At 30.5% G+C, this 19637-nt stretch carries 14 protein-coding genes; 1 reads left to right on the top strand and 13 read right to left on the bottom strand.

Annotation, left to right across the window (positions count from 1 at the left end; all coding sequences use genetic code 11):
* Window positions 1-13 precede the first annotated feature (13 nt).
* Complete coding sequence (gene carB / locus OIF33_RS13675) at window positions 14-3217, bottom strand: carbamoyl-phosphate synthase large subunit (RefSeq protein WP_322504820.1); 3204 nt, start codon at window positions 3215-3217, stop codon at window positions 14-16.
* Window positions 3218-3229: 12 nt separating this feature from the next.
* Window positions 3230-4279, bottom strand: coding sequence for a carbamoyl phosphate synthase small subunit (locus OIF33_RS13680; RefSeq protein ID WP_322504821.1), 1050 nt, complete (start codon window positions 4277-4279; stop codon window positions 3230-3232).
* Window positions 4280-4935: 656 nt separating this feature from the next.
* Here OIF33_RS13680 and OIF33_RS13685 point away from each other — a divergent pair.
* Window positions 4936-5823 (top strand): hypothetical protein, encoded by an 888-nt coding sequence (locus OIF33_RS13685; RefSeq protein WP_322504822.1) that lies wholly within the window; start codon window positions 4936-4938, stop codon window positions 5821-5823.
* Between the two features lie 223 nt (window positions 5824-6046).
* Here the strand turns inward: OIF33_RS13685 and OIF33_RS13690 are convergent, their stop codons facing one another.
* From OIF33_RS13690 to proB, 11 genes are all read right to left on the bottom strand, one after another.
* A complete protein-coding gene (locus tag OIF33_RS13690; RefSeq protein ID WP_322504823.1) occupies window positions 6047-7519 on the bottom strand; it encodes a 4Fe-4S dicluster domain-containing protein in 1473 nt (490 codons plus the stop codon).
* Between the two features lie 87 nt (window positions 7520-7606).
* The gene (locus OIF33_RS13695; protein ID WP_322504824.1) at window positions 7607-8224 is read right to left on the bottom strand and encodes a DNA-3-methyladenine glycosylase; all 618 of its coding nucleotides are present in this window, start codon (window positions 8222-8224) and stop codon (window positions 7607-7609) included.
* 203 nt (window positions 8225-8427) lie between these two features.
* Window positions 8428-9705, bottom strand: a complete 1278-nt coding sequence (locus tag OIF33_RS13700) for a PTS sugar transporter subunit IIC (protein WP_322504825.1) — start codon at window positions 9703-9705, stop codon at window positions 8428-8430.
* An 89-nt stretch (window positions 9706-9794) separates the two neighbouring features.
* Window positions 9795-11123: a 6-phospho-beta-glucosidase gene (locus OIF33_RS13705; protein ID WP_322504826.1), complete on the bottom strand. Its 1329-nt coding sequence runs from the start codon at window positions 11121-11123 to the stop codon at window positions 9795-9797.
* A 435-nt stretch (window positions 11124-11558) separates the two neighbouring features.
* Window positions 11559-12650 carry a DUF871 domain-containing protein gene (locus OIF33_RS13710; RefSeq protein ID WP_322504827.1) on the bottom strand — a complete coding sequence of 364 codons (1092 nt, stop codon included), beginning with the start codon at window positions 12648-12650 and terminating at the stop codon, window positions 11559-11561.
* A gap of 16 nt (window positions 12651-12666) precedes the next feature.
* Complete coding sequence (locus OIF33_RS13715) at window positions 12667-13563, bottom strand: N-acetylglucosamine kinase (RefSeq protein ID WP_322504828.1); 897 nt, start codon at window positions 13561-13563, stop codon at window positions 12667-12669.
* Between the two features lie 77 nt (window positions 13564-13640).
* A complete protein-coding gene (locus OIF33_RS13720; RefSeq protein ID WP_322504829.1) occupies window positions 13641-13946 on the bottom strand; it encodes a PTS lactose/cellobiose transporter subunit IIA in 306 nt (101 codons plus the stop codon).
* Between the two features lie 79 nt (window positions 13947-14025).
* Window positions 14026-14331 carry a PTS sugar transporter subunit IIB gene (locus OIF33_RS13725; RefSeq protein ID WP_322504830.1) on the bottom strand — a complete coding sequence of 102 codons (306 nt, stop codon included), beginning with the start codon at window positions 14329-14331 and terminating at the stop codon, window positions 14026-14028.
* Window positions 14332-14565: 234 nt separating this feature from the next.
* Entirely contained in the window at window positions 14566-17319 is a 2754-nt protein-coding gene (locus OIF33_RS13730; RefSeq protein ID WP_322504831.1) for a sigma 54-interacting transcriptional regulator, read from the bottom strand.
* Between the two features lie 197 nt (window positions 17320-17516).
* Window positions 17517-18764 (bottom strand): glutamate-5-semialdehyde dehydrogenase, encoded by a 1248-nt coding sequence (locus OIF33_RS13735; RefSeq protein ID WP_322504832.1) that lies wholly within the window; start codon window positions 18762-18764, stop codon window positions 17517-17519.
* A gap of 3 nt (window positions 18765-18767) precedes the next feature.
* On the bottom strand, window positions 18768-19577 hold the full coding sequence (gene proB / locus OIF33_RS13740) for a glutamate 5-kinase (protein WP_322504833.1): 810 nt from the start codon (window positions 19575-19577) through the stop codon (window positions 18768-18770).
* Between the last annotated feature and the right edge of the window lie 60 nt (window positions 19578-19637).

The raw sequence follows: 19637 nt of genomic DNA on the forward strand, positions 1-19637 counted from the left end.
ATTATTAATTTTCTTATACTAAGTTAAATACCTCTAACTCTCTCTTATCTGCTCCTTCTTTTTGTAAATCTACTAGAGCCTTAAGAGTATCTAGTGAAGTCATAACTCCTATATTTCTTTCTATTGCTGCTCTTCTTATATGGAATCCATCTCTCTTAGAGTCATTAGCTTTAGTTGGTGTATTTACAACTAAGTCTATCTCTTTATTCTTGATTAAATCCATAATGTTTGGAGATTCTTCTCCTATTCTTCTAACTTCTTTAGCATCTATGCCAGCCTCTCTTAATTCTTTAGCTGTTCCTTCTGTTGCTACAAAGTTATATCCTAACTTATCTAAGCCTTTAGCAAGCTCCATAAACTCTGGTTTATCATGTTTTTTTACTGTAGCTAAGATTGTTTTACCATTAGCTCCAGTGTACATTCCAGCTGCCATGAAGCCTTTGTATAATGCTTCCCAAACGTTTCTTCCTACTCCTAAGACTTCTCCTGTTGATCTCATCTCTGGTCCTAAACTAACCTCAACATTAGGAAGTTTTTGAGTTGAGAATACTGGAACCTTTACTGATACTAATTCAGGTTCTTTGTAAACTCCTGTACCATATCCAAGGTCTTTTAATTTTTCTCCAAGCATTATTCTAGTGGCTATATCTACTATTGGAACTCCACTTACTTTTGATATATACGGAACTGTTCTTGAAGCTCTTGGATTAACTTCTATTACATAAAGCTTTCCTTCAAACTCGATGAACTGAATGTTTATCATTCCTTTTATTCCTATGCTTAAAGCTAATTTCTTAGTGTAATCTAGAACATCTGCTTTTATTTTTTCTGAAATATTTTGAGCCGGATACATAGTTATACTATCTCCTGAGTGAACTCCCGCTCTTTCTAAATGTTCCATTATTCCAGGTACAAGAACATCTTCTCCATCTGATATAGCATCAACTTCTATTTCTCTTCCCATTAAGTATTTATCTATAAGTATTGGATTTTTAGAATCTTTTTCAAAGGCATTTGTTAAGTAGTATGTTAACTCTTCTTCATCATGAGTTATTTCCATACCTTGTCCACCAAGAACGAATGAAGGTCTAACCAAGATTGGGAACCCTAATCTTCTAGCTTCCTCTAATCCTTCCTCTAAATTCCATACACCTTTTCCTTTTGGTCTTGCTATATCAAGTCTTTCTAATAAATCATCAAACTGCTCTCTATCCTCAGCTAGATCTATTTGATCTGAAGTAGTTCCTAATGTAGGAATGTTCTTTTCTTTTAAGAACTTAGCAAGTTTTATAGCTGTTTGTCCTCCAAATTGAAGTATAACTCCATCTGGATTTTCTTTATCTATTATATTTAAAACATCTTCTTCAGTTAATGGTTCAAAGTAAAGTTTGTCTGATATACTGAAGTCTGTACTTACTGTCTCTGGGTTATTGTTTATAACTATTGTTTCAATTCCTTGCTTTCTCAGTGCCATTACACAGTGAACTGATGCATAGTCAAACTCTATACCTTGACCTATTCTTATAGGACCTGATCCTATAACCACAACCTTCTTATTATCTGAAACAACTACCTCATCATATTGTTCATATGTTGAATAGTAGTATGGTGATATGGCTTCAAACTCTCCACCACAAGTATCAACCATCTTATAAGTAGGTTTTATATGCCATATATCTCTTAGTCTATAAATTTCATCTGGAGAAACTCTTAACATATCAGCTATTGCTTTGTCTGAGAATCCTCTTCTTTTTAATTTATATAACCAATCTCTATTTAAATCATCTATTGTGCTTTGCTTAAGCTTTTGTTCTTCTTCAACTAACCATCTGAATTTTTCTAAGAAGAATATATCTACACCAGTTATCTTTGAAACCATATCGATTCTGTATCCTCTTCTTAGCATTTCAGCTAAAGCAAATATTCTCTCATCATCTGGAGAAACTACCCTTTCTCTTAACTCATACATTGAAAGATTTTGGAACTTTTTATGCTCTAATGAGTATTTTCCTATTTCTAATGATCTTATCCCCTTTAAGAATGCTGCCTCGAAGTTACTTCCTATAGCCATTATCTCTCCAGTAGCCATCATCTTAGTTCCTAAAGCTCTATCTGCTCCATGGAATTTATCAAAAGGCCATTTAGGAATCTTAACAACTACGTAGTCTAATGAAGGCTCAAAGCAAGCATATGTCATTCCTGTAACTGCATTTTTTATTTCATCTAATCCATAACCTAAAGCTATTTTAGCTGCAACCTTTGCTATTGGATAACCTGTTGCCTTTGAAGCTAATGCAGAAGATCTTGAAACCCTTGGGTTAATCTCTATTACTGCATATTCAAATGAATGTGGGTTTAAAGCAAACTGAACGTTACATCCACCCTCAATTCCTACTGCATTTATTATATCTATTGATGCACTTCTAAGCATTTGATATTCTTTATCTGATAAAGTTTGACTTGGTGCAACAACTATTGAGTCACCAGTGTGTATTCCTACTGGGTCAATGTTTTCCATGTTACAAACTGTTATACAGTTACCAAAAGAGTCTCTCATTACTTCATACTCGATTTCTTTCCAACCCTTAACACTCTTCTCTAAAAGAACTTGTCCTATAGTACTTAACTGTAAACCTGATGATAATGTTTCTATTAACTCTTCCTCGTTATTAGCTATTCCACCACCAGTTCCTCCAAGTGTATAAGCTGGTCTAACTATTACTGGGTATCCTATTTTTCTTGCGAAAGCTATACCTGCATCTAAATCAGTTATAATCTCACTTTGTATAACAGGCTGATTGATTCTATTCATCATATCTCTGAATAGTTCTCTATCTTCACCCTCTTTAATAGATTCTACTGATGTTCCTATTACTTTTACGTTATATTTATCTAAAATTCCCTTTTCATAAAGTTCAACAGCAAGATTTAACCCTGTCTGTCCACCCATTCCTGCTAAAAGAGAATCTGGTTTTTCTTTTTTAATTACTTTTTCTACAAACTCAACTGTTAAAGGCTCAAGATAAACCTTATCTGCGATTTCCTTATCAGTCATTATTGTAGCTGGGTTTGAGTTTACAAGTACAACTTCAATCCCTTCTTCTTTAAGAGCTTGACAAGCTTGAGTACCTGAGTAATCAAACTCTGCTGCTTGTCCTATTATTATTGGACCTGATCCTATTACTAAAACTTTTTTTATATCTTTATTTAATGGCATATTATTTCCTCCTTATAATGCGTACTTCATAAACTCATCAAAGATGTATTCGCTATCCTTTGGTCCCGGACATGCTTCTGGATGGAATTGAACTGAGAATATTGGTAACTCTTTATGCTTCATTCCTTCAACTGTTCCATCATTCATACTTACATGAGTTATTTCCATATTTTCTGGTAAAGTAGCAACATAGTATCCATGGTTTTGTGATGTTATATGAACTCTATTTCTTATTAAATCTTTAACTGGATGGTTACATCCTCTGTGTCCGAACTTAAGCTTCTTAGTTTCTCCACCTAATGTTAAAGCTAATAATTGATGTCCTAAACAAATTCCTACTATTGGTTTCTTTCCAACTATCTTCTTAATCTCATTTACCGCAGTCCCCATATCTTCTGGGTCTCCAGGTCCATTTGATAAAAATACTAAGTCTGGGTTTATTGCTAAAACTTCTTCTGCCTTCACGTCATAAGGGAATACTGTAACATTACATCCTCTTTTAACAAAATTTCTAATAATGTTTTGTTTTATTCCGAAGTCGATTATAGCTACATTTTTTCCTTCTCCTGAGATTTCGTACTTTTTATCAGTTGAAACTATTGAAACTGCATCTCTGTTTGAGAAAGCCTCTAACTTGTCCTTAACATCTTCTAGGTTAGAGTTATCTAAGACTATAATTCCCTTCATTGTTCCGTTATTTCTTAAGATTTTAGTTAAGGCTCTTGTATCTATACCATCAAGTCCTAAAATCTTATTTTGAGCTAAGTAAGTTTCAAGCTCTAACTCACATCTAAAGTTATTTGGATACTGACATTTTTCTCTAACTATGAATCCTCTTACCTTCGGTTCCTTAGATTCTAAATCCTCTAAGTTAATTCCGTAGTTACCTATTAAAGGATATGTCATAGTTACTATTTGTCCATAATAAGAAGGGTCTGTTAAAACCTCTTGATATCCTGTCATTCCTGTGTTGAAAACTACCTCTCCAACACATTCCTTTAAATATCCAAAGGCTTTACCTTCAAATACCACGCCATTTTCTAATATAAGCTTTGCTTTCATTTCTAGACCTCCTAGTTAAAATCATATTTTAAAAACACACTTTAAAAGGTCTTAATTCCATTGCCATCGTCTAAATGTTATTTAATTAAAAGAAAGAGGTATTAGAGCGATTGCGTAAAAAAATCAATCACTCTACTACCTCTTTATCTCTCTTATATGGAATTGTATTAAAATACAAAGCTATTTCATTTTTTAATTCTATCTGTTTTTTTGTACAACAAAAAATTCTATTTAACATAATTATACCTCTTTCTGGCCTCACGGGACCAATTTAAAGTGTATTTTATCTTATTGATAAATTCTTATTATCAATTTTAGTTTATTAGATTTATATAGTCAAGCATATTTAATAATTTTAAAAAAGTTTTAATAAGAAAATTTATTTTCAAACAAAAAGTTAAGGTGCTAGATGTAAAACACCTAGCACCTTAACTTAATTTCAAACCTATACCTACTTCATTGTCCTATTGAAGCAATTATAATTATTATACATATAGAGCGTTTTGTCAATGGAATTCATTGAAATTCTACAATTATTTCGTCAATTCTCTACATTTTTTGTGATTATTAAATTTTCCTAAAAGCTCTATAAAATTCACCTTTATATAATAAAAAGCATAGTTTAATACTAAATAAAAATTTTATAGGAGATACTTATGGAAATAATCTATCCAAATGATTTTATTAGGTTTTTTAATGATAATGAAGAAATAGATGAAGTCGGTGAATTTGAAATTCTTCCAGAAGAAAGTCAGGATTTTTTTGAAAGATATTATAATGGTCCTGTAGACATAGGAGATATAAATAATAATTATATTGAAGATTATAACCCTGATTATAGATCTAATTATAATTATATTGAAGACTATAGCCCTTATTATGGATTAAATTATGATTATTATGATTATATTGAAGATTATAGCCCTGATTATAGATCTAATTATAACTATATTGAAGATTACAGCCCTGATTATTGGTTTAATTATAATTATATTGAAGATTATAGCCCTGATTATGAATCTAATTATAATTATATTGAAGATTATAGAGCTAGAGAAAGTGAATCAAATTCAAAATTTTCAATAATTCCTCCAGCTGTTAAGGATATACCAGACAATATTGCCAATATCCCTGCAGTAGTTCAGGATTTACCTTACGCAATAAAAGATATGGGACATGATTTTGTCCACAGTGCACCTGTAAGCTATGTAGCAAACATGTTACCTGCACCTACTAATTGGCAAAATCCTCAATCTCCTTCACCACTGGGACCACCACCATCTCATATACCATCTAAACAAGATGCTGGAGTTCAACACGCAACATTTAGTAGTGGAGGCGGAGCTACAAAAGCTGTTAGCCCAGGATCTATAAGAAATTGTCTATTTAGATTTACTTATATTTGGCAAAATAATGGTCGTAGTTACTGGGCTTATTTGACTAGAGTTGATAGAAGATCAGTTTCTGGTTGGAGATGGGCTGGATTCAGATGGGTCTTCTTTGGTGTTGATTTAAGGAGAATTGATTCTTTTGTTTGTTTCTAAATAAGATCTTAATAGAATTCATTCAAGTTATCTTTATTTTATTTCAAGCAATTAAATTTTATTATTCAAATTTTAAAAGCCTTTACTCACTAATTTTAAAACTAAAAGGATTTTATTTACTCTTACATCTTAAATATAAGAGTAAACTCCTTATAGTTATTAAAACTTATCTAAGTAAAGGCTTTTTTATTTTTAATATTTGCCTCAATTGTATTCTAATATTTTATTTGTTTTTTTCCAGATTTAAATCCTCAAACTTAATATCAGCTAATGTATCCTTTATTTTTTCAAAGGATGACAATTGACTATATTTATCTACTTCTTTACTATTTTTCATATCATGGTTTAAAGATCCTGGTCCATTTATACATCCACCTTTACAAGCCATTCCTTCAAGGAAATTCCCTTGTGCTCTCTTTAGTTTAGCAAGTCTAAGTTTCATATCACAATCCTTGATTCCATCACCTATTATTGGTCTAAAATTAATATCCATACCTTCACTATCTATAAGATGTTTAACTGACTCAGTAACACCTCCACTTCTAGCAAAAAGTCTCCCATAAAAAGAGCCATTTTTTGTTTCACTCTCCTCACACTCATCTATTTTTATATTTCTAGAATCAAGTAAAGCCAATAACTCTTCAAAAGTCAAAACATAATCTACATCTCCATCTACGTCTTTTCTAGTAGCTTCCATCTTTTTTGCAATACATGGCCCTATAAATACAGTTTTCGCATCTTTATTTTGTGATTTTACTAACCTTGCCATAGCAACCATGGGAGATACAGTTGTAGATATACATTCTTTAAGTTCTGGATAGTCTTTTTCTATATAAGACACAAATGCTGGACAACAACTAGTTGTCATAAATTCAACTTGCCCCTTTTCTTTAAACTCATTACATTCATTTACCGCTACCAAATCTGCTCCTAAGGCAGCTTCAAAAACATCATTAAATCCTAATTTCTTTATAGCCGTAATCACCTTACCAATTTTATTATGATTAAACTGAGATGATATAGCCGGTGCAACAATAGCATAAGTTTTTTCTTTGCTTTTCAATAATCTTATAACATCAACTAAATAAGATTTATCCATTATAGCACCAAAAGGACAGTCTACAACACAGGCGCCACACTGAATACACTTAGAATCGTCTATAACAGCCTTTTTACTATCAACATCGTATGATAAAGCTTTAGGAATACACGCCCTCATACATGGTCTTTTAACCTCTGCTATAGCATTATAAGGACAAACCTCCTTGCATTTTCCACATTCTTTACATTTTTCATAATCTATTTTACACCTTCTATTATCAAAGCTTATGGCTCCAAAGTTACAGTTATCTCTACATTTCTTTGCTAAACATCCTCTACATGCATCAGTTACTATAAATCTATTAACAGGACACTCATCACAAGCTATATCTATAACTTCAATCATATTTTCTCTATTCTTATGTCCACCAAGAGCAAGCTTCATTCTCTCCTCAACTATGGCTCTCTCTTTATATATACAACATCTTACATTAGGTTTTAAATCATCGACTATTTCCTTAGCTATATTAAGTTTTTCTTTTTCTAAAACACCATCAAATTCTTTTTCTGCTATCCTTTTTAAAACCTCATATTTAAGAACCTGAACAGAAGTATCAAATTTTATATATTGCTTATTAGCATCTTTTATCCCCATAAAAATTCCCCCATAAATATTTTAATATTATAGCGTAGATGCCTTTTTGTTAAAACTTAAATCAAAGATAAAAATCAAATTTAATTATTATTTCTTAGATATAAATTTATTATCCTTAATATAAAATCTCCATAAAAAATCTTTTGCCTCCTCAGCATAATCTATTCCTATTCTTTTAGATTCAACAATAGAAAATACTTCTTTATTTGAGGAATCTTCTTCAACATAAAGTTCTTCGCTACTAATAGTATTTATGCAGTTATCCCTCTTATCTATTCCTAAAGCCATACATAATTTTGATGGTCCATTAGAAAAATTCTTTTTTTCATAATTTGATAGTTCTTCATAAGTTTTTTTATATCTTAACTTACTCATTTCTTCAATTCCCTCTAAAGGCTCAATTCCTCTAATAAGAACCCCTGCTGCTACATCTTTTTCTTCACTTATTAAATTTAAGCAATAATACATACCATATATAGAATATACATAAGAAGTTCCAGGCTCCTCATAAAGTGTCTCTGTTCTATTAGTTCTCCTACCTCCATAAGCATGAGAAGCCTTGTCTATAGCTCCTATATAAGCCTCAGTTTCAACAATTTTCCCCTTTAATATAACTCCGTCAATCTTTCTAACTAAAATCTTTCCTAGTAATTCTTTTGCTACTATTAGTGTATCTCTATTAAAAAATTCTTTATTTAACCTCATAATTTGCCTCCAAAATTAATAATCGTAATTGATATTGAACTGATTTTTATTTTAAAATATCCTAAAAATCAAAACTTTTCTAAGAATCATTTTAAATTTAGTTTATCAAAAATATAATAGATTATTAAATATAAATAATACTCTTATTCTAAAAATAAAAAAGCACCTTGATTAAAATCAAAGTGCTTTTTCTTATATTTGAATTAGTTGTTTTGTGCTTGTTCTAATTTTAACTCTTCTCTTGTAGCAATCATTACAAATGGAATGTAAATTAATACTGCTACTGCTATACAAATAAGTGCTGTTAATGCACCCATTAATGAGTTAGTTGATAAGAATGCTCCAAATACTGGTGGCATTGTCCAGTTAGCCATGATTGTTACCTTAGGAACAAAACCTATAGCTGTTAAGAAGTAAGCAATTGAACCTGTAACCATTGGTGCAATTACGAATGGTATGAAGTATATTGGATTTAATACTAAAGGCATACCAAATATAACTGGTTCGTTGATGTTGAAGCATCCTGGTGCTGCACCAAGTTTTGCTATCATCATTTGAGTCTTACTCTTTCTACCTACTAAGAATATAGCTATTAATAATGCTATAGTTGTTCCTGATCCACCCATATTTACATATGAATCTAAGAATTGGCTGTTTACTATGAATTCTGGAGTTAAACCTTGAGCAGCAGCATGCATATTAGCCTCTGTTAAAGGTAATAATACAGCGTTTATAACTGGTGCTAAGATGTTTGAACCGTGTAATCCAAAGAACCATAATAATTGTTGGAAGAATACTAATATCATTAATCCTGGATAACTTGAAAGTGCTCCTTGTAAAGGTGCTTGTATTAGCATGAATAATGATTCATGAATGTTATTTATTCCAAATCCAACAAAGATATACTTAACAGCTGCAGCTATTACTAATACTATGATTGATGGGAATAAAGCTGCAAATGATTTAGCTACTGCTGGTGGAACACCATTTGGCATCTTAATAACTAGCTTTGGATTTCCAAGTAATCTAGTAAATATTTCAGTTGCAACGATTGCAACGATAATTGCTACGAATAATCCTGATCCACCTAAATAAGTCATTGGCATAGCGCCATCTGGATTAAATGTGTAAAGTATAATCAATGATCCTAAAGATACCATAGCTGAAGCCATACCATCTTTATCATATGATCTAGCTAAGTGATATGATATTGTACATACTACTAAAAGTGACATTATTCCGAATGATGCATTCCAAATTGATCCTCCGAAATCCTTCCAGTTAGCCGGTAAGAAAGAGTTCATAAAGTTTTGATACCATTCAAAACCTAAGTTGTTTATTAATACTGCGAATGATCCTGCTATAACTAGTGGAGTGATAGTTACGAAACCATCACGGATTGCAACTAAGTGTCTTTGACCACCTATTTTAGCGGCAACAGGAACAAAGTATTTTTCCATAAATTCAAAAAACTTCTTCATGTATAATTCCTCCTTTTTATTTAATCCAAGCCATCTACAAAAATTTATAATAATTTCTAAAATCCTAGATGGCTTAGAATATTACTTAATTACTTTTCAAAATGATCTTTAAATTGTGGTAAATAATCTTTATGAGCTTCTAATAACTCATCTACTAAAGTTTTTGCTAATTCATCAGATCTTACTAATGGATTAATTGTTAAAGCAAGTACAGCCTTTTCATAGTTTCCTTCTACAGCTGCTTCCACTGCTAATCTTTCGAAGCTCTTAATTTCTTGTACTAATCCATTTACGGCTACAGGTAATTTTCCAACTGCTAATGGCTTTGGACCATCTTTAGTTATTAAACATGAAACCTCTACTGCTGAATCATCATCAATTCCCTCTATAGCGCCATTATTTCTAATATCTACAGGTTGTATATCACATTTATCATTATAAATTGAATGTATTAATCTACAAGCTGCATCACTATAGTAAGCTCCTCCTCTTTTTTCTAATTGAGGTGGTTTAATATTTAATTCTGGATCTCTATAAAGAGCAAATAAATCGTCTTCAACTCTCTTAACAACTTCTGCTCTAGTTTCACCTTTTGAAAATTCTTTTAATTCATCTTCAAGCATTTTTGAACTTTGATAGTAGTATTTGTGATATGGACAAGGCATAACACCTAAACCTCTTATAAAATCTTGATTCCATGAGAAATCTGAAATGTTTTTAACTATTTGTCCTATTTCACCATTTGCTAATGCATCTATAAGCTTATCAGTAACTTTTTCTCCATCAACAAATACATCAGTTCCAAATACCATGTGATTAAGTCCTGCAAAGTTCATTCTTAATCTATCATGTTCTACACCTAAAACCTTTGCAGCTGCTTTTTCCATTCCTATTGGTACATTACATAAACCAATAACCTTTTTGTTTCTTCCATATCTTATTAAAGCTTCAGTTACCATTCCTGCTGGATTTGTGAAATTTATCATCCAAGCATTAGGACAAAGCTCTGCCATATCCTTATCTATATTTAAGATAACTGGGATAGTTCTTAGTGCTTTAAATAATCCACCAGCACCGTTAGTTTCTTGTCCAATAACTCCATGACTTAATGGAATTCTTTCATCTTTTATTCTTGCATCTAGTAATCCTACCCTCATTTGAGTAGTTACAAAATCTGCATCCTTTAACGCTTCTCTTCTATTTAAAGTTAAATGTATCTCCATTGGTACTCCAGCTTTTTCAACCATTCTCTTTGCTAAATTACCAACTGTCTCTAGCTTTTCCTTACCTTCTTCTATGTCAACTAACCATAATTCTCTTATAGGTAGTTCATCGTATCTTTTTATAAAACCTTCTACTAATTCAGGAGTGTAACTTGATCCACCGCCAATAGTTACAATTTTTAAACCATCCTTCATTTCTCCTAAACCTCCTTATTTTTCTCTTTTGACTACACTAATTATTAAAGCAATTATCGTGCCAAAACTGAAATAATTTAAAAATCACCTTAATCCTCATTTTTACTAGAATTTTTAATAGAAATTGATTACACACTAACTTTTTTCTGTGCAAAAAACCTTTACACACATAGTCATTTGTAGTAATTTCTTATATTCTGTGCATTAATTCTAGTATTTTTACACTAGTATTTGGAATTTAATCAATTTTAAGTAATAATAACTATAAAAATTAATTTAATTATTTAAAATTCATATATCTTAATTCAAATTTAAATAAACTTATATTCTAATTATTAATAAAACTTTCTATCTATATAGTTAAATTAAAAAGAAGTGTATTAAAAAACTTTAATACACTTCTCTATATTAGGAATAATACAATTATTGGGGAAACTATTTTTTTAATCTAAAACCAAATGTCATCCATGGTTTTATATAATCTAATAAGAATATCTCATCTTCTTTAATTCTACCTACTACATTAGTTTTTCCAGCATTCTTCATATCCTTAAGTGCCACTTGAAGTTCACCAGCATATCTAGTATATAAATCAGAATCAATTAAAATATCTCCTCTTCTTATATCTGGAGTGTTGAATGGTGGGAAACTATGAACTTTATATTTAACTCTACTTTGAGTTGACCTTATCATATAAGCAGAAACATCTCCTCTATTAAAATGAGGTTCCTCCAATACTATTTTTCTTTCTATTTCTGGTATATCTGAAACAAGTTCAACATCTAAAGTTATCATCTCTTTATTTATTTCGCTTAATGCTTTTAATTCTTCTTCTGATGCAAAAGCATTAGCTATTATTACATCATCAATTAATCCAGTTGCAAAAAGATGCTTAGCTTGAACTTCTATTGGAAGATTTCTATGTTCTTCTAAAGTACATAATCCTTCTGAAACTGGCCATGGACCATGGTCTGCACTTGGTGAATTAACAAAAGCTGCAGTCTTTAATCCAAACTCTTTAAACTGTTCTGAACATTTTATAAAATGATTGTATTCAAGTCCTGTATAAACATGAGGATAAAAATTATGACATCCATATAAGTTCTCCTTATTTGGCATGTATGACATTATATTATCTACATATTTAGTTCCATTACTCATGTTAAGCTCTATTTTTAAACCATACTTATTGTATGTCATTAAAGCTTCTTCTTGTCCACTGAATCCCATATCTAGTCTTATTCCACTTAATCCCATATCCTTAAATACTTTTAAATCATTTATTGAAGCATTTAAACTTTTAAATACTGTTGGATCTAAGTCAGCAATTACTTCCATACCCTCTTCATTGGCTGCCTTTAACATTATTTTAAACTCTTCTATAACTTCTTCAGTACTTTTATCACTTGCTGATATAAGACAAGTAAATATTCTCTTAAATCCATATTTTCCTGCTAAATGTATATAATCAACAATTTCATTTATTGGACTATGACTTGGGTAAACTGATATTCCTAATCTTCTCATTTTGACTCCTCCTCTATTATTTATTTCTTTCTTTTAAATTTATATAATAAGCGCCTTTTGCCGCTGAAACACTTTCATCTATAAAATCAATAACATTTATATGCTCCTTTAAGCATTTCTCAAATGTTTCTCTCATAATTTTGCTTTTTCTCACAACACCGCCAACTAGACCTATTGAACATTTTTCAAAACCTAGTTTTCCATAAACATTTTGTGTTGTTTTTGCTAAAGCAATAGCCTCTTTTTCTAATATTCCTATTGAGAATATATCTCCAGCTTCAGCAAACTTTGATACTATAGGAGCTACCTTAGCTATTTCATCCTTTGATGATGAATAAACAAACTCAACTATATCATCAACAGAATCCCAATTGAATTCCTTCATTATTGCAAGACTTAAATCTGACTTCTCAAGAGAATTATCTTCTTCAAAAAGAATATTCTTTAAAGCATCTATAGATATTTTATATCCACTACCTTCATCACCTAGTAGATGTCCGTATCCACCGCACCTAGCCACTTTCCCATTATTTATTCCAAAAACGATTGAGCCAGTACCTGCAATTACAAGTATTCCATCTTCACCTTTTAACATTGCTTTTAAAGCTAATTCACCATCATTCATAAGTGATGCCTCTATATCAAAAGCTTCTTTAACTGCATCCAATATGTATTTAGTGTTATCTCCAACTTCCATTCCTGCAATACCAAGATAAACACCCTTTAACTCATCTTTTCCTAATTCATCAATAAGCTCTTTTATAGAATCTACTATATTATTTAAAGCCTCATCCTTACCATTTAAAAGATTTGCAAATCCTTTTAATGATGTTTTTAGAACCTCTCCTTCTAAATCATAAGCAACAGCTTCTGTTTTGGTTCCGCCACCATCAACACCTATAATATAATCCATTGAAACTCCCTCCTTATGAATATATTTAATAAGCTCTAATGCTAAAACATTAGAGCTTATTTATGTGAGTAATAGAATTATTTTTCTTCTATTTTTTGATATAAATCAACTATCTCATTTGCTAAATCCTTTAATGTCATAGTAGTCATTAAGTGGTCTTGTGCATGAATTAATAGCATTGATATTTCTGCTTTTTCTCCACCAGCCTCACCTTGGATTAGAGCTGTTTGTGATTTATGAGCTTCACCTAATTGAACAGCTGATTTTTCTATTAGGTTTTTAGCACCCTCTATATCTCCAGTTTTAGCAAGTTGCATAGCCTCCATAGCATAGCTTCTAGCTTCTCCACTGTGTATTATTAAATTCATAATTATTTCTTCCATTTTCACACTTCCTTTTGCCTTAAATTCCCGTCTTTCTATTCATCAATAACCTAATATTTTATACGTTAATCTTTTTATACTATTTTGCGATTTCTAAAGCTCTGTTTAATACCTTTTCACCGTTCATAGTACCATAAGCTATTGTATCTATAACTTCTACTGGAACTCCTTTAGGAGCTAATAATCCTTGGAATTTTGATAATAAGAATCTAACTTGTGGTCCTAATAATAATACATCGATTTCATCAATTCTATTTTTAGCTTCTGCTTCTGCAACTGCATCTATTTCACATTCTATACCTTTAGCTTTTGCAGCTTCTTGCATTTTGCTTACTAATAAACTTGTTGACATACCTGCTGAACATACTAATAATATTTTTTTCATAATGAATTCCTCCTTGTAATAAACAACTTAATCTATTATTAATTATTTTTTTAATTTATTTTTATCTTATGCTATATATTAAAGCAATTATCATGCCAACTTTTCTGTGTTATTTTTAAATTAAAAAAATATTATAAAAGCTAGTATTTAAGCCATTTTTAGATAGTTTAACACATAAAAAAAAGTGTGTACACACTATACACACTTTTTTAAATTTAGCACACTAACTAAATTTTATACTCTATTATTTAAAATCATCTTAACTATATAAGCAATTTCATCGTCACCTATATTTATATTGTAATCAACTTCTATTATTTTTAATGCTCTCTTTACCATAATGAAATCTTTATTGTGTTTAGCTCTATATTCATTTAAACCATTAAACATTGTTTCTTTACCTTTATTTCTTAACTTATCAACTAAGAAAGAAACATGCATTAAAATTCCTATTTCTGCAGCTGGTTCAACTTTCATATCTAAACTATTCTCTACATTATTTATAAATGTTCTTATATCATTGACTAAATTATAGCAGTTAACTCCTTTAATTTGTGTTTTTAAAGATTCACATATTTTATTAAAATCGCTCTCTCTATCAACTATACCATCTAATCTTTCTATACCCTTTTCAGTAAATACTTCAGCCGCAGATATAAATGGAATATCTTCAACAAACATATTAACAGTTCCAACTATAGCTGCTACAATATAATCTCTTCTTACACTCTGTAACTTTTTGAAGAATTTTTCCTTATCTAAAATATCTAAAGAAATTATATTTACATTATCTATATTATGAAGTTTTTCACCTATTATTTTCTTTAACCTTTCAGCTGATCCTTCTCCTGTAAAACAAGTTGTAACTATAGCTATTTCTTTCTTATCCTCCTCTTCTTCTTTTCTATCGCTTCTTACACCATATTTATTTATATCTACACATGATTGATATATTGATTCTAAATCTCTTCCACTTAAGGCTTTTCTTCCTGCTTCTATTACAGAAAGTGTACTTACCATATCTACAGTTTTAATCTTAATATTTAATTCTTCTTTTAAAATTTCACCAAAATTAACCAAAGAACCCATATCAGCTAAAATTAAAACACCTTTACCTCTATCAATCTCTTTAGTCTTCTTTTTCACATTTTCAAACATATCCTCTGCTTTCATAGATAAAGGCATATCTAAAGCTTCAACATGCTGTTCTCCAATTAATGTATTAGCAACTTCCGCCATAGAACTAGCAGTACTTGCTCCATGCATTATTACTAAAACTCCAACTTTACGATTATCCTTTTTGTTAACAGTATCTGAATCAGCTGCTAAGAACATTGTTATATATCCTATTTCATCTAAAGATACTTGTACTCCAAATTCATCTTCAATCATTTTAACGGCATTCATAGCAATAATGAATTCTCTATTATATTCGGCTCTTATACTATTAAGTTTCGGGTGATAAATCTTATTTCCATTTATTATACGCTCTATACTTCCTTGAAGATGAAGTGCTAGTCCATAATAAACCTTATCATCATATTCTCTGCCTAACTTCTCTGAAGCATAAGCTAATATTTTTTCAACAATATCAACAATTCTGCTATCAACGATCTTTAGTATTTCATCTTTTCTGAAGTTTCCTTTTAGGTTTTTCATATATTTTCTGAAATACTCTTCTATATCAACATTTAAAATATCTGTTATTTCTTCTTCTTTAACACCTTTACCTTTTAAACTATCTATTTTATTTTCTATAGTTTCATAAAAAGATTCTCCGTCTTCCTTCTTTTCACCACTTAAATTTTTATTATTTAAATTCTCCTTATAGGAAAAGCGTAATACATCTTCAACACCATCAAAAAGTCTGTTTATTTCATCTCTATTTTCCTTAAGTTTCATTATTCCTTTTTTAACTATAGATTGAAGATCCGATTGCTCTATTATTATATATTTCTTCTTATTAAATTTATAATTTAAAAATGCTTTTGCACATGATAATTGAATATCACTCTTTAATTGTCCTATATTATTTGGACAATCATATAATAAGAAAGAAATTAATGCATTTTTATTTATATATATACTTTCCTTCAATCTTAGAGATTCTGACTTTATAAACTCTTCTAATAAATCGTATCTTTCCTCAATAGTTCTTTCTCTTAATGGTGGTAAAACTATTGTCATAGGAATTCTTCTAGTAAATGTCTGTAATAAGTATGATTTAGGATCTTCTGTAGTTGCCGCTATTATTTGAACTCTAACTTCTTCTTGCTTTTCTGTTTCACCTAAAGGTCTAAAAACACCTTTATCTATGAATGTAAATAACATCTCTTGCCCCTGTGGAGAAAGTCTGTGTATTTCATCTAAAAATAAAATACCGCCATCAGCCTTTTTTAGCAGTCCATCTTTATCCCTGTCGGCCCCAGTAAATGCACCTTTCTTAACACCAAATATCTGTGCTATAACTAACTGAGGATTATCTGCATAATCTGCACAGTTAAATCTTACAAATGGAGAATTCTCATTTAATACATGTGATTCCTTTGCAAAAAAATACATAGCTTCTGCAAACATAGATTTACCAACACCTGTTTCTCCTAAAATTAATGTGTGTAATCCTGAAGGTGGATAAAGTATAGCTGCCTTTGCTTGTTGTATAGGTATTTGTAATGATTGGTTTGCTCCGACTAAATTATCTAAGCTATTCTCAACTTCAATGCCTAATCTTTCTTCATGAGGCTCTTTGTCATTCTCGATAATCTTAATATCTTGCTCAATTTTTTCCTCTTCTTTTCCAACCTTATAAAGTACAGGTCTTCCTTCTATTTTTTTTATTTTATTTTCCTTGTATAACTTATTTAAATACCTACTTACATTTGCTCTATCTAAGTTTAGGTATTCTCCAACTTCACTTGCCGTTACTCCCTTATCTTCTTTTCCTTCGAGTAAAATAACCGCTTTTAAAACATCATCGATTTTTCTCATCTAAAGCCTCCAATTTAAAAAATTATAACTTTAAAATTTAAAAGCTTTTACACCATTAAATAATTATTATCATCGTATATTAATTTTTACAAAAAAATATTTATAAATATTATACAATATTTAAAAGTTAATTATTTAGTAAAAATTATTGATTTTATAAAACAAAAGGGCTTTAATTTAAAAAGCCCTTTTTTAACTTACCTAATTTGTCCATTTCCATAAATTATATACTTACTTGTTGTTAATTCCTTAAGTCCCATTGGTCCTCTAGCATGTAGCTTTTGTGTACTTATCCCAATTTCAGCCCCAAATCCAAATTCTCCACCATCCGTAAATCTTGTTGAAGCATTCACATATACCGCAGCCGCATCAACTCTTTGAAGGAATTTTTCTGAATTAAAATAGTTCTTAGTTACTATTGACTCTGAATGTTTTGTTCCATATTTATTTATATGATCAATAGCTTCATCTAAATTTTTAACAATCTTAACACCAAGAATATAATCTAGATATTCTTTTCCCCAATCCTCTTCAGTTGCCATGTTTATATCCTTAACGATTGCTTTAGTTTTCTCACAACCTCTTATTTCAACACCTTTTTCTCTTAAAGCTTTTATTGCTAATGGTAAGAATTTCCCTGCAATTTTTTCATTAACTAATAATTTTTCTGCAGCATTACATACAGCAGGTCTTGATGTTTTTGCGTTAATAATTATGTCTACTCCCATATCTATATCAGCTTCATCATCTATATATATATGACAGTTTCCAACTCCAGTTTCGATTACTGGAACAGTAGCATTATTTACTACAGCCTTTATAAGCCCTGCTCCTCCTCTTGGAATTAAAACATCTAAATAATCATTTAATCTCATGAAATCTGTAGCAGTTTCTCTTGAAGTATCTTCTAATATTTGTACAGCTCCTTCAGGAAGTCCAGCTTCCTTTAAAGCATCACTTATAATTTCAACTATCTTTAAATTAGAATTTATAGCCTCGCTACCCCCTCTTAAAATAACAGCATTCCCTGTTTTTAAGCATAAAGCAGCAGCATCAGCAGTTACATTAGGTCTTGCCTCATATATTATTCCAACTACTCCTAATGGCACCCTTTGAACTCCTATTCTAAGCCCATTAGGTCTCTTAAACATAGATGTAACCTCTCCTATTGGATCATCTAACTTAACAACATCTGCAACAGCATTAGCTATAGATTTAACTCTTTCCTCATCTAGTTTTAATCTATCTAGCATTGCATTAGATGTTCCCTTTTCAATAGCTTTTTGAAGATCTTTTTTATTTTCTTCTAATATTTCATCACATCTTTTTACTAATGCTTCACTTATTTTTAATAGCCCATTATTCTTTTCATTAGTAGATGCAAATGAAAGTTCATAAGAAGCCTCTTTTGCTTTCTTACCTTTTATGATAAGTTCATTATTCATTCTTTATTCCCCCTTTTTAGCAACAAACATAGTTCCTACATCTTCACCATTTAATATGTTTACTAATATTTCTGGATTTTCTCCATTAGCTAAAATCATATCTATTCCTTGGCTAGTTGCTACTTTAGCTGCTGAAAGCTTGGTTACCATTCCGCCTGTTCCTCTATTACTTCCAGCGCCTCCTGCACACTCTTCTATCTCTGGAGTTATCTCACAAACTTCTTTAAGCATTTTGCTATCTTTATTACTTCTTGGATCCGAATCGTAGAATCCATCTATATCAGATAATATTATTAATGTATCTGCTTTTACTAAAGTGGCAACTGTAGCAGAAAGACTATCATTATCTCCAAAATTTAATATATTCTCTATTTCATCAATTGAAATAGCATCATTTTCATTAACTATTGGTATTATTCCTTTTTCTAATAGAGTGTCAAAGGTATTACATACGTTATTTTTCATTCTTTCATTCTCTAATACATCTCTAGTTAAAAGAACTTGTGCCACAACGTGACTATACTCCCCAAAAAACTTATTATATATATGCATTAAAGCACATTGTCCAACAGCCGCAACAGCCTGTTTTTCTCTTATACTTTCTGGTTTTTTCTCAAGTCTAAGCTTTCCAACTCCAACCCCAATAGCTCCTGATGAAACAAGAACAACTTCTTTTCCCATGTTGCATATATCAGAAATTACCCTAGATAACTTCTCTATTCTCATTAAGTTTGTACTTCCATTCTCATAAGTTAATGTAGAAGTTCCAACCTTAACAACTATCCTCTTACTATCTTTCAATATTTTTCTCATTTGTAGGTTTCCCCCTTTTTATTTACAAATATATTTTCTTCCTTAAATTATAAGTATATT

The organism is Clostridium sp. LIBA-8841, from assembly GCF_034439435.1.
Taxonomy (GTDB): domain Bacteria; phylum Bacillota; class Clostridia; order Clostridiales; family Clostridiaceae; genus Sarcina.